Consider the following 21,745-nt stretch of genomic DNA (forward strand, 5'->3'; position numbering starts at 1 on the left):
CGTTATCGACCCAGCAAATTACTCATGGTCAGTCGGCAACAGCGCCAGCTGTGCCAGCGCGGGAAGGGTATACCTTCACCGGTTGGGATGTCAGTTTTGCGAACGTGACTTCAGCTTTAACAGTGACAGCGCAATACAGTCAGAATGTGTATGTCGTAAGCTTTGTCGATGCCGAAGGTCAGTCGTTATCGACCCAGCAAATTACTCATGGTCAGTCGGCAACAGCGCCAGCTGTGCCAGCGCGGGAAGGGTATACCTTCATCGGTTGGGATGTCAGTTTTGCTAACGTGACTTCAGCTTTAACAGTGACAGCGCAATACAGTCAGAATGTGTATGTCGTAAGCTTTGTTGATGCCGAAGGTCAGTCGTTATCGACCCAGCAAATTACTCATGGTCAGTCGGCAACAGCACCAACGGCACCAGAGCGGGAAGGTTATACCTTCACTGGCTGGGATGCGGACTTTAGTAAAGTCACTGCTGCCTTAACGGTAAAGGCCCAGTACAAAGATCGTCTGTATCAGGTCAGCGTCAATACGGTCGCAGGGGTGACGATCAGCCCAGCGCAACAAGCAATTCCCCATGGCCAATCTGCGGTGTTTAGTCTGACGCAAACCGATCCGGCGCTTTATCTGCAAGTGCATGGTTGCAGTGCTGTGCTGCGACAACAAACCATCCACACCGCCGCCATTACGGCAGATTGTATGGTCGAATTGCAAAGTTTCGCTGCTTTTGCGGTGCAAGCAGCCGTCCAGACGAATCTGGTCACTGCCAATCAGTCGGTTGCGGTAACTGTCAGCGGTGGTAGTGGCCAGTTCCGCTGGTTGGATGGTGAGGTGTTGCGGGCGAACCAGCTGCAGCAGCTATCGCCGGAACAAGTCAGCACTCTCTTCAAGGCGGTTTCCGCCACTGAATTTATCTTTAGCAGTCATCAAACCGGTCGTTATCAGTTGCAGTTGCAGGATGAACAAAGCCAGCAAATTCAGATACTGACGCTGGAAGTGCATCCATTTGTTGCTTTTACTGCCGCCTCACAACAGGTTGCACAGCAAACGGCAGCCAAAATCAGTATTTGGCTCAGTGATGAAGCGATCAGCTATCCGGTGACGGTAGAGTTTAGCGCTGAAGGCGTTCAGCTTAGCGAAGAGAAGCTGTTGATTGATCTGCAGGACGAGCGACGTCGCAGTTATCAATTATCGGAGCAAACCAGTAATAATGCCACGATCAAGCTGACCGCAGTCAGTTCAGGCAATGCGGTTTTGGGCACACCGGCGATCCATCAACTGCAGACTGGCGCTATGGCCAGCACTGCTGCGTTGCAGGTCAGCATAGAACAGGACGGTTTATCTGGTTATGCCGTCAGGCAGGAAGCTGGTTTGATCAGGTTGCAGGCTGGCAATAGTCACGACAAAGTGCTGGATTATCGCTGGGAGTTAGGCGAGTTAGCTGCCGCTGCTGTGGTGGAAGCTGATGTGGTGATGCTGGATCCCGCCAAGTTACAAGGCCGTTATCAGTTTAAGCTGCAAGCGACTGACAATAATCAAACTCTGGAAACGGATCTGGTGTTGTTGGTGGTGGCTGGTTGCGCGCATGATCATTGTGGCAGCGAGCTTGACCAGAGCGGTCTGCCAGCGGCAGCGAATTTATTCACTGCCCAGCCTGGCCGATTACCACTCTGTCCAAAAGTTGAGCAGGACCAGAATGGCCGAGTCAGTAGCTGTACCCCGGCCGAAGCAGGCGTTAGTTATTTGGAAATTCCGGCGCAATATCAACTGACGCTGGGTCAACAAAGTGAGGCCAGTTCCTGGGCCAGTGGCCAGTTTGGCGTGGCGTTGAATGACGGCGCTTTACCTGATCAAGGCTACCAGCAACAAAGTCAGTTGGTCGATTTTGAGATCCGAAACCTGAATAATCAGGGTGAAAGTGTGCCTGTTGTGATCCCGTTGCCGCAAGGCCGTCAGATCAATACTGAAAGTGTCTGGCGTAAACATCACAATGGCCGCTGGTTTGATTTTGTGCAAAACAGCCGTAATCAGTTGTTTAGTGCAGGCAAAAATAGTGAAGGCCGTTGTCCGTTGGTGTCAGATGTGGTGTGGACACCGGGTTTAACTGCGAAGGATGAATGTGTGCGGTTAATTATTGAAGATGGCGGTCCAAATGATGCTGATGGTAAAGCCAATGGTGTCATTGTTGATCCCGGAGTACTGGCGCAGGTAGTACGGACCGATAAAGTCTATAACACTGCGGGTGGCAGCACCGGCTGGTGGTCTTTGGTCGGTTTGTTGGCATTGGTGCTGCGGCGTCGGGTAGGACTGCTGTTGCTAGTGGCGGGTTCTGCACCTGTGGTCGCAGAGCCCATGGCGCTGGATAAGATGTATCTGCGTGCGACTGTTGGTCAGATGGATACCGACAGCCGTTTTCAGTTACAAGGTCAGCAATTCAGCGCGGAGCAGGAGCAGCGGCTGGCCTGGCAACTGCATGGGGGCTATCAGTTAAATACATACCTGGCGCTGGAAGGCGGTTGGTTGGATGCTGGTGAGTTAACGGTGCGCCTGCCTGGTGTGTTGCAACAGACTGAGTTGCCTGATGTTGCACGACTGGTCAGCGGTTCAGGTTATGGTCCAACATTGGCGGTGCGCTTGTCTTATCCTCTGGCTGGCCCGGTGTCCGTGTTTGGCACTGCTGGTGGCTGGTATTTAATGCAGCGGCAGCAGTTATTTGATACTGCTGCTGAATCACGCTCGCAGCAAAATTGGCAAGCTGCCTACACCGCGGGTCTAAGCTGGACCTTGTCAGAACAATGGTCCGTTCAGCTTAGTTATGGTAGCTATCAGACATCACCACAAGTCAGTAATCTGACCGCTGTCGGTATTCAGTGGCATTTTTGATCTTGTTAACTGCTGGCAAATTACAGTTTTAGTCGCTGGCAGCTTTCTATTGTTGACCCCGCCTTTGTTGCGGGGTTTTTTATGTGTGCGCAGTTATCTGACTGTGTCCGCGCCGAAAATCGAGCTACTCAGCTTAAATCGCATTATTTAGGATCCTCGACTCAACAAAAGTCTTGATGTGGAGGACTTGCTATGCCGCGCCCAAGAAGAACTCAGATGAGTGTCGAACTGCTTATTTAATATCCCCCATTTCTATCATTACTGCAGTCGTGTCATTTGGCGTGCACTCTTTTGTAGATAAGGGGTATGGGGTAATGATGCTTTTTCGGCTAAAAACTATGACCATCGCTGAGCTTGGCAAGTTGTTTCATGGCCATGTTGAAACCTTGCAAGAATTTACCCCAGAATTCAGATAATCATTGCGAACACTTAGAAAAGTGACGACGACACTTTGCGCTTTGTTGCCAGTACCTCAAAGTGGCTGACTTCAAACTTAGTCATTGGCTTTACCTTTTTACACAGTCAACCAAACAATGGGCTAGGTGACTATGGCTAAAAATCACTATTTTTCAGTTAAATAGCACTATTTAGCCATCATCCACTTGAACTTTACCTTGTCGGTTTATTCGCGACTTAATGACTGGTCGTTGCTTGAATCTAAACTCCGAGTGAATGATGTTGTTTTAACTTGGGTGGCCGGATTTCTTGCACTAACGCTGACCACTTTAGCCGCTTCATTTGAGGTGTTAAGCCTCTTTTGGTTGCTTCAACGCAGAGCTAAGTGCTTCGAGGCGAGGTTGAGTAAATAAGCAGAATTTACAGAACATAGCGTAGGCGCAGCGCCGTTTGTTCAACAGGGGATAACGCGAGCCACTGTTCTCGGATTTCCACGGCCTCCTGCGGATAGTCGGTAATGAGCACATCGGCTCCCAGCGCCAACATGCGCAGCATTTGCCGTGGATTATTTACTGTCCATACATGCACTTGCTTACCTCCTTTGTGTGCACGGGCGATAAATTTTTCGTTAGTAATCGATTGATTGACCGCTAAGAATTGTGTATTCGCCTTAATGGGATCGCCAATGGATTGAGTGACGATAAGGCCAGTGTGAATGGAAGGGTCGAGTCGTTGCACTTCTTCAATGGCTCTTGCTTCGAGCGACGTAATCACCACTTGTTGTGTCATTTTCTCTTGTTGCAATAAGGCGACAACGGCCTGCGCCAAGCTGGGATCGGCTTGATTATATTTAAGCTCAATGTTCAAACCGATTTTGTTGCGTGCCTCATTAAGCATCTCTAGTAGTGTCGGTACGGATTCCCCTGCAAAGGTGGCACTGTGCCAACTCCCCGCATCAAGTTGTTGCATTTCACTCGCACTGAGGTTGGCAACTCGTCTTGGATCGCCCGCTATGCGCATCAAATCAGCATCGTGCAATACCATTAAGGTGCCATCGGATGCCGTTTGCACATCGATTTCGGCATAATCCGCCTTTTCTGCAATAGCTAAACGCAAAGCCGCAAGGGTATTTTCTGGTGCCCTAGCTGCGCCAGCACGGTGGGCAGTAATCAGGATGTCATCCCTTTGTGGTTCACTATTGAGGGCATATACCCCTAATCCCAACATGATTAAAAAAGTGCCGATCAACACCCCGCTTATTGTATAAAGCGACAGTTCAGACGTTCTTTTTACCGTTTGTCGCCCAAGGCGTTCTAACCCTGCGGGTTTTTCTCCCAGCTGACGGTATAACAGCAAGATGATAAAGGCTTCGCCAAACATTCCGAGTAAGGACCATGCCGCGCTGAGCATAAAAATCAGTGCAGAGACGAGGGCCAAAATAGCTAATTCTGCCGAAAGTGTCAGCGTAACCCTATCGAGTAAAGTATCGGCTCCCCAGGAGATCAGCAGTATTAAGGGATACACCAAAGCACCTATCCTCAACCACCAACCCGCAGCGTGCCACATAATCGGGCGTTCATTGCCTGCGCTTAATTGCCAACTGCGTTTGAGTGCCGTCAAAGCATCGGTCGTTTCACTCACAATAATCGTCAGTGAAAAGGCCGCTTTGGCCCACAGATATAAGGCAACAAGGACATAGATTATCGCTAAGAACGCCATACTCGTTAAGGCGAGATACCAGTCTATAGGCTTGAAATACAAGTAGTAATTGATGTCGTGTCCCTGTAGAAACACGCTGAAAATCAGATATCCTAACCCGATAAAAGGTACGCTGAGCAGCAATAAGCAAGCCGCATAAATGCTACCAAGGCGAATAAATACGGGTAAGCGCGCAGTTGCGAAAATTAGCGCTCGCACTGGGCCAATGGGAATATCGTATAACCCAGATGCTGCGAGAATCGTGACTCCAGCACGTTGGGTAAAAAACACGGTAAAGCTGCTGAATAGAGTAATGACCATAAACAGCAAGCCATAGGGAGACATGGCAAAGGCGATTAAGTCGTAATTGGTGATGGTGACATTGCCCGTTTTGGCAATCAGATGGCGCAGTAGCCAGCCAAAAGACGGGACGATAATACCCGCCGACACTAGGGTGAATAACAGTTCAAATTCAATGAGTTTTCTACCGCAGCGACGAATGGCTTTAAGCGTGTCATGCCAGTAACTGTGTTCAGGATTGAGCATGCCGCTTCCTTATTCGTGCGAGTTGAGGACTGTAATTTAGCAGCGTTTCAGGTTGACGGTTAGTCATTCGTGCAATGTTTTGAGCTGGTGAGTTGGTTGTTATTATCCATAAAGCAATAAATACATTGATTATTTCAAGTTTCCGAGCTGCGCCTATGTCGGGTCGTTTGTCATTGAGCTTTCTTCAAAGTGTAATAATAGATAGCTCGTTAAGTTGGTTCACTCGATTTAGTATCGTCGCCAAGTTTATTGGTATCGCAATCTTTCTCTATTTTAAACATTGGGTTGGGTATATTCGGCTGTGAGTGTGCTGATGGTGATACCTTCTATTCTTATTTTTGATATTTAATATGTTTTAGTGAGTCGACTTTATAAATAAATTACTTATCCCAGAAGTGCACAATATCGCAGATTAAGCCTATCTATGTTTTGTTGCTTATTCAATATTTTGATTTTTTTGTGGATAAAAATCAAAATATTGAGATGTAAACTTGGTGATTAATCTAGGTAAGACCTGCGTATACATGTTTGCCTCGTTAAAATCCGTGAATCAGATTTACCTCGTCTGGTTTACATACTAAAATTTCACGCAATTTACCCGTGTCAAAGGGATTGCGTTGGTAACAGTCGTTCTTTTATGTAGTTCTACATGATAAGAATTTGCTTATAAATAAAAGAGTAGTAATAAATTGTCTTATAAAAAATTTAATGCATTTTTGAACGCAAACATGCGGACCTTTGAAATGGTTGGTGTTCTAATGCGCATATTTAGTTTCTCACTTGTCAGTTGGCTTGGCCCTGAAAGTCCTTTTATGTTTGTTTGGATTTTCAACACGATAGATGCTGTTTTGCTAACATGGTGTGCCGCTTTACGCAAAGATGCCGCTTACACGTTACTCAATGGTTTTTGGATTTTGATTGGTATTGTAGGGATCGCAAGAGCTGGCGGATTGATTCACTAAGTTTTCTGGTTCATGTCAGTGAATCACTCAACCCCAGACTGATTCATCACACCGCCAAAACATGCCCTTAAGCCCTGTTATCGGGTATTGGAGGGCATTTTTTTACCCTAAAATGAATCAAATTCATTAAGAACTGATTCAAGCCATCTTGATGATGCCACATTATCAACATAACGAGTTTGTGATGGCGGCGCAGTTTCCTGTAACTCAAATTGCATAAGGCTAATGGCTAAATTAGATCGTTAATATGCGCGGGAGTTGATGAGATTAAGCACTGGCATGTAAGGGACCGTTCGTGACAGGGATGTCACGGTCGAGCCCTCAAGGATGAGTTTATGGCGCGTCACTGGAAAGCCAGTGCTTAATCATTTTCTGATTATTTGCACATTGCCGCACACTCAGTACAGGGTTGCTTAGTTGACATAATCAACCAATCTCGATATTGTTGATACTATCAACTATATCGAGAGCCTCTATGTCGTCATTGTCACTCAGTGAAACTTTGCACAGATTAGTGCATGCCTACAAAAAGCAATTGCGTAGCGATATTGCTGCACAAGAGATTGATTTACCTGTCACTCATATCCGTGCCTTGAAGGGCGTGTGTCGCAATCCTGAATCGACGGCCCAGTCTATCGCCCTGCGTATGCAGCGGGATAAAGCGCAAATTACCCGTGTTCTCAATGAGCTACAGCAGAGTGGGTTGATCACTAAAATCGATAACCCTAAGGATGGCCGCAGCCAGTTACTGCGACCCACGGCTGAGGGGGAAAAGATCATGACTCAGATCAATGCCTCAGAACGTAAAACCGTGGCGCGCATGACGCAGGCGCTCAGTTCAGACGAAGTTGATACTTTTATTAAACTTGCCAATAGGATCAGTAAAAGTGTGGATGATGCCGCTGCCGCCAAAAGTGAAACTGATTGCCTTACTCAAAAAAGACCATCTAGTAAGCCAAAAGATACGGCTGTAAAAGGAGCCATTGAGTTGCGCTTAACGGCAGAAAACGCAATAGGAGAAAATCATAATGAATAAACCTGCACCACGTGAGCTAGAAGTGATCCGCTCGACTTATATCACTCCGCATATGTTACGCATCACCTTAGGCGGTGCGGGATTGGCTGGATTTCCTGTCGATCAAGAGAGTGCCTATATCAAGTTGTTATTCCCACAAGCGGGTGAGCGTCCATTAATGCGAACTTACACTATCCGTCAGCAACGCGATGATGAAATCGATGTGGATTTTGTGCTGCACGATACCGACGGCCCCGCATCGAGTTGGGCGAAAACGGCGCAGGTGGGCGAACTCATTCAAATTGGCGGACCCGGACTTAAAAAACTGATCAACTTTGAGGCGGATTGGTTTTTACTCGCAGGTGATATGACAGCCTTGCCCGCCATTAGCGTGAATCTGGCAAAATTACCAAACAATGCAGTGGGTTACGCTGTGATAGAAGTGCTGAGTGAAGCTGATATTCAACCTCTGGTGCATCCTGAACATGTCGAGCTGCATTGGGTGATCAATCCTGAAGCCGATCCCGAAGGTCGCCCTTTGGTTGAGCGAATTGCCCAATTACCTTGGCTTGCTGGCGAGCCAGCCGTATGGATTGCCTGTGAATTTAATAGCATGCGCGCGTTGAGAAGGCATTTTAAGCAAGCGCATTCATTGCCTAAGAGCCATTTTTATACCTCGAGCTATTGGAAAATCGGTTGTAACGAAGGTGAGCATAAGCTGGTAAAACAAGAAGATGAACAGTTAGAAAATACTGCAGAGTAGTGGTTTAAAAGTGATTACTCGTCCTGCCAATGTAAGTGCTTATCTTAGTCCATATAGGTTCTATCGGACCTGCATGGTGTGAAGGGCTGCTATTAGGTGGTATTACGTAATTTAAAATACTTATTAAGCATGCCATATTATATAGGAACCCATATTCATATACTTTATGGCACTTTAATCAAGATAGGGTAAGGCGATGATTCAACTTGTGCTCACCCTGCATCTGTTTAATTGTCATCTATTGGGACATATTGAATTCTTTTACTAACAAAATATTATCTGTTAAATCACGTAAGGTTAGTATGTAATTCCCCGTTGATTGATCAGTCGGTAGTATTTTGTGAGTACAACTCCACTCATTAATATCATTATCACTCCATAGTAAATGGTTATTAAGGGCCTTGGTATTTCCTTCGGCGTCAAGGTAACTCCAGTTGCAGACTAAACCAACTTTATCTTTTTTAGAGATTTTATCTAGCGAAAATACGACCCCAATCACATTGCCTGGATTAAACTTTATAATTTTTGTTTCTTGGACCTCGCTTTTATCTCTTCTCCCGCCGGATTTAATTATAATGCCTGCAGTTATATCATCGAGAGTAAATGGTTTTAATTTAATATTAAATTCGCTATCGATCACATCCTGAAGTAACCGTAATTCACTCGAATTAAAGTCTGACTCAGCAAAAATTTCTGCAATTACCTGCGTCTGTAAAGATAGGCTTGACTTGTTAACTTCATTTTCTTGTAAGTAAGTTGATTTGGCTTTCAAGTCGGACAACTTAAGTAGCTCTGCACATCGGCTAACGTCTTTGTTAATACCAGAACCAATGCATAGAGCTTTCGCCATCATCAGCCTTGCTTTTGCATCTGCTCCTTGTTTATTGGCTAATTCAAAATAGTGGAATGCTTTGGGAAGATCAGATGGGATTCCATCCTCACCATTAAAAATAATTCCTAGCATATAGTTAGCTGGTGCAAAGCCTGCTAAAGCCGCTTTTTCAAACCAAGAAATGGAAGTCAGTTTCTCATCATTTTCATAATGTTTCATACCAACTATATAGTTTGCTCGGCCGCTGCCCATTTTGGAGGCTCTAAGATAATAACTCATAGCAAGCTCTTTATTGAGCTCTATTTTACTTTCCCAATTTCTGGCATCACCAAGCTGTAAATAATCTTCTGCGAGGGAGGCTAACTGGTTTTTGTCCTTTTCAATTACGGACTCATATTCAGGTAAGGCCAATGTGCGCTGTAGAAAATCTGCTGTTGAAATAATCTCATGTTGCTGCCAATATCGACTATTGTGCCCGTGTCCAGTTTTCTTGTAATACAAAGTTTCCGGCGCTCGATCTCTTGCCTTTAAGACGTATTCTAGTCTGTGACTATGTTCTAGTTCAGCAGTCATATCATTTGCACCAGCAATTAATAATACAGGAAAATTGATTTTTTCTGACAAATAAACTGGCGACGTTTCTTTTAATTCAGCGCTATATTTACCGACAGTATTAGCCGTCATTTGGCGATATTCTTCGGTTGTTTTTACATTGTTAGAATTAAACAGTAAAGGTAGATCGTAAATACCGTATGCACCAACGACACACTGGTATTGATCTGGATGTTTAATTGCGAGCATCATTGAAGAGTAACCACCATAGCTGGCGCCTATAGCGCAGCTACGACTAAAATGATGGGTAGCTCGAATATTTTCTACCGCCGCGGTGATGTCCTTTTCAATGTCTAATCCAAACTGGCCCACACCACTTTTAAGAAAGGCTTTACCGTATCCAGTTGACCCTCGGAAGTTAACCCTTAATACTGCAAACCCTCTGCTAGTAAGGTATTGACTCTCAGGGTTGAAGCTATCGTAATCTCGGACACCAACTGGCCCGCCGTGGGGCATAACTAATAACACACCATTTGCACTCTCTGGCAGAGGGAGAGTCAAATATGATTCTACAGAGACGCCAGTATCTGATTTAACGGTAAATGTTTCCGTTTTACTCAATGGATAGCCTTCGAGGTTTGGTAGTACTTTGGACAATAAAAATGCTGTATTTGTCTCATTATTGTATATGTAGCGAGTACCTGGATCATCAGAAGCATAAACATATAATGCGCTGAACTTGCCGCTTGATGATGTTGTTGTTACTACAGTATGTTTATTCGGAAATGAATTACGAAATTTTGCTTGCTGAAGATTAGCTTGCTGATCGAAGTATTGTATATTTAACTGACCATTCTCATAATAGGAAACAGATTGTAACTGATTATTGTCATCAAATGTACTGTCTATTAAATCAAATTTTGGATTTTCATAAACAAGTTCGGTAACTTGCTGTCGTTTGATGTCAAATTTATGCAATGCGACTTTGTCTGTGCTTTGATTACTTAGTACAAACATAGTATTACTATCAATAATATGTTGTGGAATGAAGGTTTCCTTGCCTGAAGAGATACTAAATAAATGTTGCCAGTTAGTATTTTTAAGATGACGATAATGGAAGTCAACTTTTTTTGCATCGCTATCCACAGTTAGTGCAAATAGCATTTCTTTATTTTTGTCAAAAAAATAACCATAAGCATTTTTAAGCTTATCATCAATTAAGTTTTTTGACGAAAATAAACCATTTTTTAGTTCATTTACTGTTACTTCGTATAGTTTTTCATATTCACTAGTGCGGCTTTTGTAACCGTATAACACTGCTCCTGAATTATGGTTTCCTCGGACAAGAGAGCCTTGAAACATCAGTCGATTTACTTCTGATGAAACGGCGCCATTTTTCAGCGTGATATTTAGCATAACTTGAAAACTGCTTTGTCCTCGAGAATATTTCACATAGATATTGTTGTTATCAAGCCATGAATATTCTGTAATGTTTTCATCTGGATCTAATTTAATGATGTTAGTATATTCATTAGTTTTTATATCAATCAAGGATAAGAATTTACCTTTATCTTCAACTACTTCACCTGAAATGTATTTCTCGTTTGGTGAAAACTGCAGGTTACTTAATGCAGGGGGGGCGTATAATTTATTTGCAGGAATTGGCGATGCGATGGAACTGGTTATATTTATTCCAAATGTAAAAACGAATATCACAAGCAGTATTTTCATAGTGCTGATCCTTTCTTGATTTTACGGGCGTACTCAAAAAAATGGTCTTCTCCTGGGCCAGCGTAGTTCAGTTCCCTAACTTTATAAATTTGAGGGAAGTTAACCTCCAAATATTCAAGTGCACTAGTTGATTGGTTTTCCAAAATTGCTTTAACACCGTCAAATGAGTAAAGGCTCCAAAGCGCATCAACACTCAAATGACCTATATAATTTATTTTACCAGGCTCTATATGAAAATTCCACATATCATCAGTCAACTCTATTTTTAAATAACGATTTAATTTTATATCGTTAATATCATAGTCACCAGCAGGCACATCAACCATTATATAGTTTGAACCCCATTTTAGATCTTGCTCAGTAAGTTTTAGAGACTTTGTGCCGCCGATAATTATGCTGTGCAAGTCTATATTGGTATCGACCGACATGAGTAAATAGCCTGTATTGGCATCAAGCGGGATATCCTGATCGTTTTTTAACTTTGAAATGGGCTGTATGCAACCACTTAGCAACCAGCAGACGCAGATTGGCAGTAAAAATTGCTTCATGAAGAGTGCATCCTTACGATGAATTTCCTTTAAAAATGGTTTATAGATTAGTCAACCAAAAGCCACAAAAAACTGGTCGCCTATATCGATAACTACATACATTACACTTAATTGTCACAATATTGCAATGTCAGTGTTGAGTTAAACGAAATCATTGAAATGCGTGGCAAAACATAGTTGTGTAAAGGGTGACCTTATCGTCATACACCTGAAGACTATCGTTCGATGAAATCGGTTGGTGTATTAGTAATGTAATGACAGAACTAGCTTGGAAGCTAAAGTGGAGTATTCAAAGAGGTGTTAAATTGGATATTCCTCATTGTAACTGTATTAACAGCATGCAAGGGACTTCAACTGGATGCATATATTATGCTAGAGATGGATTCAATGCGTGCTGTCATGGGGCTGGCGATTAATTGGAGGTGGTCATTAATCACTAGTTCAGTCGTTTCCTAGTGTATTTTCGCGTTCTGGACTTAAAATGAGGTTCAAGCGGGAATGCCATTTTTTCCCCGCTTGATTCGGTACGGTTTATATCGTTAATGTATGGACAGGTAAAATATAGCTCAGACTTAGTTTAATTTTTTTAGTGCTCATTGATGAACTAGCTTGCCATTCTTTACTACATCTTTGCAGGGATTGACGCCGTAGCTGTAGGCCAACTGCGCAGGCGTGGCGATATCCCACAGACAAAAATCGGCTTGTTTGCCAACGACTAAACTGCCGACGTTATCTTCAATTCCGAGTGCTTTGGCGGCATTTAAGGTGAGTCCTGTTAGGGCTTCTTCTGGCGTTAAACGGAACAAGGTGCAGCCCATATTCAGCATCAACAGGGTTGAGCAAATGGGGGATGAGCCTGGGTTGAAATCGCTGGCGAGCACCATAGGTACGCCGTATTGGCGTAATAAATCGATAGGTGGTTTTTGGGTTTCCCGCAAAAAGTAAAACGCGCCTGGCAGCAGTACGGCGCAGGTGCCGCTTTCACTTAAGGCTTTAACGCCTGCCTCATCTAAATATTCGATATGATCTACAGACTTAGCACCAAGACGTGCGGCCAGTGCGCTGCCGCCCATATTAGTTAACTGCTCGGCATGGAGCTTAATCTCTAAGCCCGCTGCTTTGGCTGCGCTGAGTACCCGTTCGGTTTGCTCAAGGTTAAAGGCGATATTCTCGCAGAACACATCCACCGCATCGGCAAGATTTTCGGCGATCACTGCGGGTAGCATCTTATTGATAATTAAGTCGACATAGCCGTCGCTATTGTCTTTATACTCAGGCGGAATTGCATGGGCACCAAGGAATGTGGTCTTCACATCTACGTGGTGATGTTTGCCGAGCTCGCGGGCGACACGCAGGATTTTCAATTCAGTTTCAGTATCTAAGCCGTAACCCGATTTGATCTCAACCGTAGTCACTCCTTCTTTGGCGAGCGCGTTTAAGCGCTGGCGGCCGAGTTCAAATAATTCTGCTTCATCCGCTTCGCGGCAGGCCTTAACGGTCGAAATAATGCCGCCACCTGCACGAGCAATGTCTTCGTAACTGGCGCCCTGTAGGCGTAACTCAAATTCATTGGCGCGATTACCGGCAAAGATTAAGTGGGTGTGGGCGTCAATTAATCCTGGGGTGATCCAACCGCCTTTGCCCCTGTAAACGGGAATTGACAAAACATCGAAGGCGGGCAGTTCGCTGCGGGGGCCAAGCCAAGCAATTTTACCATCTTTTACTGCGATGGCCGCGTTGGTGATCGCACCATAAGGTGCTGATACGGAAGGGTCCATTGTGGCTAAGTTAACGTCTATCCAAACCTGATCCCAAGACATGTATTCCCCTCGCTGTGCTGGCAGATGTTAACCAAGTGATTAACGGTTTATTAAATTTATGTGAGCTGGCTTGTATTTACTTGTATATACAAGCTAGGATTGTAGCCGCAATTTTGAACGTTTGAAAGAGTGAATAGTACCTAGATTCTAGCGCTTTATATTGAGGAAATGTTTTGGCTACACCTAAGTTCGCAGAAATTAAGCAATACATTATCTCCTCTATCGAGTCGGGTGAGTGGGAAGAGCATGCTCGTGTGCCTTCTGAGAATCAGCTTGCCGATTTGTTTACCTGCAGCCGAATGACGGCGCGACGTGCGCTAACCGAGCTGACGGATAGCGGTGTGCTTGAGCGTTCTCAAGGGCTAGGCACCTTCGTCGCTGGGTGTAAATCCCAGTCGTCTATGTTGGCGATCCGCAATATTGCCGATGAGATAAAAGACCGCGGCCACGGCTATAGCGTGCAGCAATGGGTGTTAGAGCAAGTCGCGGCGAGTACGAGTATCGCAATTTCCCTTGGACTTGAGCACGGTGCGACAGTATTCCATTCGATCTTAGTGCATTGCGAGCAGGGCTTACCGTTGCAAGTCGAAGAGCGTTATGTGAATCCCGAGTTGGCGCCTGATTATTTATTGCAGGATTTTACCCAGCAGACACCCCACGAATATTTGTCCCAAGTGGCACCGCTGACCGAGGCGCATCACACGATTGAAGCGATTATCGCCAGTGAAGAATTACAGCAAAGGCTCGAAATCCCCGCCACTGAGCCCTGCTTACAGATTTTACGCCGCACTTGGTCACGCCAAGGCGTCGTGAGTTTCGCAAAATTAGTTCATCCAGGTAGCCGCTTTAAACTCGGCGGCCACTTAACCTTTAGCAAGTAACGCCAGTGGCGTGATTAACAGATGTAAATCAGTAACTTTGATAGCTGTACCCTTATAAGTTAAAAGATAAAAACACAATAAAAACAATAGTGCTAACCCGTATTAGCGACTTAGCGACTTAGCGAATATGAGTTAGCACCACAGGTTGAAAGAGGAAAATTCAATGGATAAGCGCCACGACCCAAGCCGCCGCATTATTGCACCGCATGGCACACAATTAAGCTGTAAGAGTTGGCTCACTGAAGCGCCAATGCGTATGTTAATGAACAACTTACATCCCGATGTCGCCGAGCGCCCAGAAGACTTAGTCGTCTATGGTGGTATCGGCCGCGCCGCCCGCGATTGGGACTGTTACGACAAAATTATCGAAGTTTTACAACGCCTCGAAGACGACGAAACCTTATTAGTGCAATCGGGCAAACCTGTGGGCGTATTTCGCACCCATGCGGATGCACCGCGCGTACTGATTGCTAACTCAAACCTAGTGCCACATTGGGCGAACTGGGAACATTTCAACGAGTTAGATAAGCTAGGTTTGGCCATGTACGGCCAGATGACGGCGGGTTCTTGGATCTATATCGGCACTCAAGGCATAGTCCAAGGCACTTACGAGACCTTTGTGTCGGTCGCAAAACAGCACTTTGAGGGTATCTCTAAAGGTAAATGGATCCTCACTGGCGGGTTAGGCGGCATGGGCGGCGCACAAACGCTGGCAGGCACTATGGCTGGCTTCTCAGTGTTAGCCTGTGAAGTCGACGAAACCCGCATCGATTTCCGTCTGCGCACTCGCTATGTTGACAAAAAAGCCACTTCGCTCGATGAAGCATTAGCCATGATTGAAGCAGCGAACCAAGCTGGCAAGCCAGTATCAGTGGGCTTATTAGCGAACGCCGCCGATGTGTTTGCTGAATTAGTTAAACGCGGCGTTACCCCAGATGTCGTGACCGACCAAACCTCTGCCCATGATCCATTAAACGGTTATCTGCCGCAGGGGTGGACTATGGCTGAGGCTGCGGCCATGCGTAAAACCGACGAAGCGGGCGTAGTGAAAGCGGCGAAAGCTTCGATGGCGGTGCAAGTACAAGCCATGCTCGACCTGCAAACCGCGGGTGCAGCCACGCTCGATTACGGTAACAACATTCGCCAAATGGCGTTTGAAATGGGCGTTGAAAATGCCTTTGATTTCCCAGGTTTTGTACCTGCTTATATTCGCCCACTGTTCTGTGAAGGCATAGGTCCGTTCCGCTGGGTGGCGTTATCTGGCGATCCCGAAGATATCTACAAAACCGACGCTAAAGTCAAAGAACTGATCCCAGATAATCCACACCTGCACAATTGGTTAGACATGGCGCGCGAGCGTATCGCCTTCCAAGGTCTGCCAGCGCGTATTTGCTGGGTTGGCTTAAAAGATCGCGCTCGCTTGGCGTTAGCTTTCAACGAAATGGTTAAAAATGGCGAGTTGTCGGCGCCCGTGGTAATTGGCCGTGATCACTTAGATTCTGGCTCTGTTGCCAGCCCGAACCGGGAAACCGAATCTATGCTGGACGGCTCAGATGCGGTATCCGATTGGCCATTGCTGAACGCACTACTTAACACCGCTAGCGGTGCAACTTGGGTGTCGCTGCACCACGGCGGCGGCGTTGGCATGGGCTTTAGCCAACATTCGGGTGTGGTGATTGTGTGTGACGGTACCGATGCGGCGGCAAAACGGGTTGGCCGCGTGTTGTGGAACGACCCAGCGACAGGCGTGATGCGCCATGCTGATGCGGGCTACGAGATTGCGAAAAACTGCGCCAAGGAGCAGGGCCTCGATTTACCTATGCAAGACTAGCCGATGCTAACGACTCAATAACAATAATAACTAAAAGCTTGGAGCTAAAAATATGAAATCTGTGAATCACTTAGTGTTAACGCCGGGCAGCTTGAGCCTAGCGCAATTGCGCGAAATCAGCCGTCATAAGCTGACACTGGAACTCGCACCAGAGGCTATTACTGATATCAACACCAGTGCGCAAATCGTGCAGAAAGTGTTGGATGAAGGCCGCACTGTTTATGGCATCAACACGGGCTTTGGCTTGTTGGCCAATACCAAGATAGCGCCCGAAGATCTGCAATTGCTGCAACGTTCTATCGTGTTGTCACATGCCGCAGGTACGGGGCAATACATGCAAGATGCCACAGTGCGCTTGATGATGGTGTTAAAAATCAACTCATTAAGCCGTGGTTTTTCAGGCATTCGTTTAGAAGTGATTAACTTCTTAATTAGTTTAGTGAACGCCGAAGTTTATCCCTGCGTGCCAGAAAAAGGTTCAGTCGGTGCCTCGGGTGACTTAGCGCCACTGGCGCACATGTGTTTGCCTATGCTGGGCGAAGGCGAGATGAGCTATCGAGGCGAGTTAATTTCCGCCGCCGAAGGTTTAGAAATCGCTGGTCTCAAGCCAATCGATTTGGCGGCCAAAGAAGGACTCGCTTTGCTTAACGGCACGCAAGCGTCGACTGCGCTGGCACTGGAAGGGTTATTCCACGCCGAAGACTTGTTTGCGGCGAGTTCAGTGATCGGTGCCATGAGCGTCGAAGCCGCTATGGGCAGCCGTAGCCCGTTTGATCCTCGCATCCATGCGGCGCGTGGTCAGAAAGGTCAAATCGATTCGGCCATGGTCTTCCGTCATCTACTGGGTGAAGAGTCTGAGATAAGCTTAAGTCATGCTAACTGTGAAAAGGTGCAAGATCCTTACTCACTGCGCTGTCAGCCACAGGTGCTGGGTGCTTGCTTGACCCAAATTCGTCACGCGGCCGATGTGTTAGGCACAGAGGCCAATGGCGTAACCGATAATCCACTGGTGTTCCAAGATACAGGCGATATCATTTCGGGCGGTAACTTCCACGCCGAACCCGTGGCTATGGCGGCGGATAATCTGGCGATTGCGATTGCTGAACTGGGCTCCATTGCCGAGCGTCGTATTGCGTTATTGATCGATTCTAGCCTATCTAAACTGCCGCCATTTTTGGTAAAAAACGGCGGGGTGAACTCGGGCTTTATGATCGCCCAAGTGACGGCGGCGGCATTGGCGTCTGAGAACAAGACCTACGCTCATCCGGCATCAGTTGACAGCTTGCCAACATCGGCAAACCAAGAAGACCATGTTTCTATGGCGACCTTTGCGGCGCGCCGCTTGCGCGATATGAGCGAAAATACCCGTGGTGTACTGGCAATTGAATTATTAGCGGCGGCTCAGGGTTTAGATTTCCGCGCTCCTTTAGCCCCAAGTGTCGCAGTAGCTAAGGCTAAAGCCGAATTACGTGAAGTCGTCGCTTATTACGATAAAGACAGATACTTCGCGCCAGATATCGAAGCCGCGACAGATTTGTTGTATACAGCGAGCTTTAACACTTATCTGCCTGCAGGAATGCTAGCCAGCTTTTAGGCGTTTGTTTTAGTTTAATGGCTGAACAGGTGTTTACTTTGCGAGAATAGGCTGCACTGAGGCGCTTTTGTTATCGCGCCCAGATTTTGCGCCTCAATGTGCTAAAAATAAGCGTTAAAAGGCAAAATTTAAGGTGCAGGCAGATTGCTTGTGCCTTTTTCTTTGGTTTTTATCTGCTTTTCCTCGATCTTTGTCTTTGCCATTTTGGTGTGTTTAACACCGCAGACTCTGCACTTTTTACCCTAATCTTTACATTGTCAGTTTTTGTGGCTGTCTATCCATCTAGAAACCGTTACCTTTGTGTTTTTATCCGCCATCATTATGCATATTTGAATGCATATAATCATTTTTAATAACCATAACCCTATAGTGTGGGACAATATGGGTATGTCATGTTGGACAAATTGTCTTTTGCGGTTTATTGGTTTTTAATTCCTATTTTTGTGCTTTTATCATTGATAAGTAGTTTTTTATACTTTGTTGTTAGTGTTTTTTGTGGTTAAGTTCTGTGGTTGTTTATTTGAGATCTTGATCTCATGTCATTATTTGTTATCTATTTCTTCTTTGGGGATAATCTTAAATTAAGTGTGGTCTTTAGTAGGACTCACTCAATCGGTTGCCATTTTTACCACAGCAACCACTAGACTCATAACGACAAGAGTGTGAGAGGACGCAATGAACAGACGCCAGTTTTTTAGACTGTGTGCTGCCGGAGCTGCCACCTCAGCAATTTCAGCGTTGGGATTGATGTCCGAAAAGGCCTATGCGGCCGTTCGAGAATTCAAACTCATTAGCGCGAAAGAAACCCGCAATAACTGCTGCTATTGCTCAGTGGGTTGCGGATTGCTGATGTACAGCAAAGGAAGTAACGGCAAAAACGCCGAACAAAGTATTTTCCATATCGAAGGGGATGCAGACCATCCAGTTAACCGCGGGGCCTTGTGTCCTAAGGGTGCTGGTCTAGTGGATTATGTGAACAGCCCTAATCGTCTTAAATATCCTGAGTACCGTGCGCCAGGCAGTAATGAATGGACTCGTATCAGCTGGACTGAAGCTTACCAACGCATCGCCCGTCTGATGAAGAATGACCGTGATGCTAACTTGATTGAAAAGAATTCTGCTGGGATGACGGTTAACCGTTGGCTTAGCACTGGGATGATGACCTCGTCGGCGATGCCGAATGAAGGCGGCTATATCACCCAGAAATTTGCACGGGCACTGGGCCTAGTTGCAATCGATACTATTGCGCGTAACTGACACTCTCCAACGGTAGCAAGTCTTGCTCCGACATTTGGACGTGGTGCCATGACCAACCACTGGATCGATATTAAAAACTCTAATTTGATCATTATTATGGGCGGTAATGCTGCAGAGGCTCACCCTGTCGGATTCGGCTGGGTTACAGAAGCTATGCAACATAACAACGCTAAACTTTTGGTGGTCGATCCTCGCTTCACCCGTAGCGCCGCTGTGGCCGATTACTATGCGCCGATCCGCTCGGGCACAGATATCGCCTTCCTGCTCGGGGTGATCCGCTATCTTATTGAAACCAAACAAGTGAACTACGACTATGTGAAGGCTTATACCAATGCCAGTTACATCGTGCGCGAAGACTTCTCTTTTAGTGAAGGTCTGTTCAGTGGTTTCGATGAAGAAACAGATAGCTACAATAAAGAGTCTTGGTACTACGAGTTAGACGAACAGGGTTACGCGAAAATCGATCCTAGCTTCGAACATCCACGCTGTGTGTGGAACTTAATGAAGCAACATGTAGAACGCTATGACTTTGAAACAGTAAGCAATATTACCGGTACGCCGATTGCGGACTATGAGATCGTTTGCCAACAAATTGGTAGCACTCATACCCACGATAGAGCCGCAACCTTTATGTATGCCTTAGGTTGGACTCACCACAGTAAAGGGGCGCAGAACATTCGCTCTATGGCAATGGTGCAGTTGCTGCTGGGTAACATTGGGGTGTTGGGTGGTGGTGTTAACGCTCTGCGAGGACACTCGAACGTGCAAGGCGCGACCGATATGGGTTTATTGTGTCAAAGCTTGCCCGGTTACCTCAAGTTGCCGAACGAAAAAGACATTAATCTTAAAACCTATCTCCACAACTATACCCCTGTCGCTCTGCGTCCGGGTCAAACCAACTATTGGCAAAATTACCCTAAATTCTTTGTTTCGCAAATGAAGAGCTTTTGGGGCGATAACGCTACGGTTGAAAATGACTTTGGTTATGACTGGTTGCCGAAATGGGACAAGCAGTACGACTTTACTAAACACTTAGATATGGCTTTCCACGGCGAAGTGAATGGCTACATTATCCAAGGTGTTAACGCCATTAACTCTATGCCAAACCGTAATAAGGTACTCAAAGCCTTGAGTAATCTTAAGTACATGGTGGTGTTAGATGCCTTGGCAACGGAAACTGCAACCTTCTGGCAAAATGCCGATGGCTTCAATGAAGTCAATCCCGCTGAAATCATGACTGAAGTGTTCCGTTTACCTACGACATGTTTTGCCGAGGAAGAAGGTTCCATCGTCAACTCTGGCCGTTGGATGCAGTGGCATTGGAAGGGAGCTAACCCGCCGGGTGAAGCCAAGCCAGATGCTGAGATTCTCTCTGGCGTCTTAATGGCAATGCGTGAACTGTACAAACAAGAGGGCGGTAAGCTGCCTGAGCCTGTACATGCGATGAGCTGGAATTACCACAATCCTCACTCACCGCACGCTGAAGAAATCGCTCGCGAGCTTAACGGTAAGGATCTCGTGACTCAACGTCAGCTCAGTAGTTTTGCTGAACTGAAAGCCGATGGTAGTACCGCCAGCGCCTGTTGGATTTATGCGGGTTCTTGGACCGAAGAAGGCAACTTGATGGCTCGCCGTGACAACCATGATCCTTCGGGTAAAGGTATTACTCCGGGTTGGGCATTTGCTTGGCCAGCAAACCGTCGTGTGCTGTATAACCGCGCTTCTTGCGATATCAACGGCAAACCTTGGGATCCAAAACGCACTATCGTCGAGTGGGTTGACGGTAAGTGGCACGGTATCGATGTGGGCGACTTCAATATGAAGTTAACACCACAGGAATCCGCTGGCCCCTTCATCATGCAACCCGAAGGTGTGGGTCGTTTCTTCGCCCTTAAATTATTGGCCGAAGGTCCGTTCCCTGAGCACTACGAGCCGATGGAGTCGCCTATTGGGTTGAACCCGTTACACAAGGTCACCAGTAACCCTGCGGTACGTATGTTACCGGGTGTGAAGGAAACCTTAGGTTCCCATAAGGACTTCCCTTATGTGGCAACTACTTACTGTGTAACTGAACACTTTAACTTCTGGTCTACGCATGCTCGTTTAGCTGCGATTTCTATGCCTGAAACCTTCGTCGAAATCGATGAAATGTTAGCGGCAGAAAAAGGTATCGCCAATGGGGATTGGGTCACTGTCAGCTCTAAACGCGGCAGCATTGAAACCAAAGCCTTAGTGACTAAACGGCTACAGCCGTTAAAGGTAAATGGCCAGTTAGTCCATACCGTCGGGTTACCCCGTCACGGCAGCCATAATGCACTCACTCGTAAGAGTTACTCCTGTAACGTACTCACCACGGAAGTGGGGGATGCAAATACACAGGTGCCTGAGTTCAAAGCATTTTTGGTTAACATCACTAAAGCGGAGGGGATCTGAT

General features: G+C 46.1%; 12 protein-coding genes. 8 read left to right on the forward strand and 4 right to left on the reverse strand.

Translation table 11 applies throughout. From position 1 onward, the window contains the following. The coding region (locus HGO26_RS17770; RefSeq protein ID WP_168826876.1) for an InlB B-repeat-containing protein at window positions 1-2,885 on the forward strand (2,885 nt) is incomplete at its 5' end. A gap of 816 nt (window positions 2,886-3,701) precedes the next feature. Here the strand turns inward: HGO26_RS17770 and HGO26_RS17775 are convergent. Further along, window positions 3,702-5,525 (reverse strand): glycerophosphodiester phosphodiesterase, encoded by a 1,824-nt coding sequence (locus HGO26_RS17775; protein ID WP_168826877.1) that lies wholly within the window; start codon window positions 5,523-5,525, stop codon window positions 3,702-3,704. A 689-nt stretch (window positions 5,526-6,214) separates the two neighbouring features. On the opposite strand from HGO26_RS17775, the gene HGO26_RS17780 reads away from it, so the two are divergent. The 3 genes from HGO26_RS17780 to HGO26_RS17790 all read left to right on the forward strand — a co-directional run bounded on the left by HGO26_RS17780 (window position 6,215) and on the right by HGO26_RS17790 (window position 8,265). Next, window positions 6,215-6,487: a CBU_0592 family membrane protein gene (locus HGO26_RS17780; protein ID WP_014610083.1), complete on the forward strand. Its 273-nt coding sequence runs from the start codon at window positions 6,215-6,217 to the stop codon at window positions 6,485-6,487. A 475-nt stretch (window positions 6,488-6,962) separates the two neighbouring features. Further along, entirely contained in the window at window positions 6,963-7,523 is a 561-nt protein-coding gene (locus tag HGO26_RS17785; protein WP_105250938.1) for a MarR family winged helix-turn-helix transcriptional regulator, read from the forward strand. Further along, a complete protein-coding gene (locus tag HGO26_RS17790; RefSeq protein WP_168826878.1) occupies window positions 7,516-8,265 on the forward strand; it encodes a siderophore-interacting protein in 750 nt (249 codons plus the stop codon). Before HGO26_RS17785 ends, HGO26_RS17790 begins: the two co-directional genes overlap by 8 nt. Before the next feature lie 238 nt (window positions 8,266-8,503). Here HGO26_RS17790 and HGO26_RS17795 read toward each other — a convergent pair whose 3' ends face one another. The 3 genes from HGO26_RS17795 to hutI all read right to left on the reverse strand — a co-directional run bounded on the left by HGO26_RS17795 (window position 8,504) and on the right by hutI (window position 13,748). Next, window positions 8,504-11,380, reverse strand: coding sequence for a prolyl oligopeptidase family serine peptidase (locus tag HGO26_RS17795; RefSeq protein ID WP_168826879.1), 2,877 nt, complete (start codon window positions 11,378-11,380; stop codon window positions 8,504-8,506). Then, the gene (locus HGO26_RS17800; RefSeq protein ID WP_168826880.1) at window positions 11,377-11,928 is read right to left on the reverse strand and encodes a hypothetical protein; all 552 of its coding nucleotides are present in this window, start codon (window positions 11,926-11,928) and stop codon (window positions 11,377-11,379) included. Before HGO26_RS17800 ends, HGO26_RS17795 begins: the two co-directional genes overlap by 4 nt. A 593-nt stretch (window positions 11,929-12,521) precedes the next feature. Further along, the gene (gene hutI / locus HGO26_RS17805) at window positions 12,522-13,748 is read right to left on the reverse strand and encodes an imidazolonepropionase (protein ID WP_168826881.1); all 1,227 of its coding nucleotides are present in this window, start codon (window positions 13,746-13,748) and stop codon (window positions 12,522-12,524) included. A gap of 173 nt (window positions 13,749-13,921) precedes the next feature. Between hutI and hutC the strand changes: the two genes are divergently transcribed. The 4 genes from hutC to fdnG all read left to right on the forward strand — a co-directional run bounded on the left by hutC (window position 13,922) and on the right by fdnG (window position 21,744). Further along, window positions 13,922-14,629, forward strand: coding sequence for a histidine utilization transcriptional repressor HutC (gene hutC / locus HGO26_RS17810; RefSeq protein WP_105250941.1), 708 nt, complete (start codon window positions 13,922-13,924; stop codon window positions 14,627-14,629). 163 nt (window positions 14,630-14,792) lie between these two features. Beyond that, window positions 14,793-16,460, forward strand: a complete 1,668-nt coding sequence (gene hutU / locus HGO26_RS17815; RefSeq protein WP_071940558.1) for a urocanate hydratase — start codon at window positions 14,793-14,795, stop codon at window positions 16,458-16,460. Between the two features lie 52 nt (window positions 16,461-16,512). Next, window positions 16,513-18,054 (forward strand): histidine ammonia-lyase, encoded by a 1,542-nt coding sequence (hutH, locus tag HGO26_RS17820; RefSeq protein WP_211085954.1) that lies wholly within the window; start codon window positions 16,513-16,515, stop codon window positions 18,052-18,054. Window positions 18,055-18,729: 675 nt separating this feature from the next. Continuing rightward, window positions 18,730-21,744 carry a formate dehydrogenase-N subunit alpha gene (gene fdnG / locus HGO26_RS17825; RefSeq protein WP_168826882.1) on the forward strand — a complete coding sequence of 1,005 codons (3,015 nt, stop codon included), beginning with the start codon at window positions 18,730-18,732 and terminating at the stop codon, window positions 21,742-21,744. The last annotated feature ends 1 nt before the right edge of the window (window position 21,745 follow it).

This window comes from Shewanella oncorhynchi (assembly GCF_012584455.1).
GTDB classification, from domain to species: Bacteria; Pseudomonadota; Gammaproteobacteria; order Enterobacterales; family Shewanellaceae; genus Shewanella; species Shewanella oncorhynchi.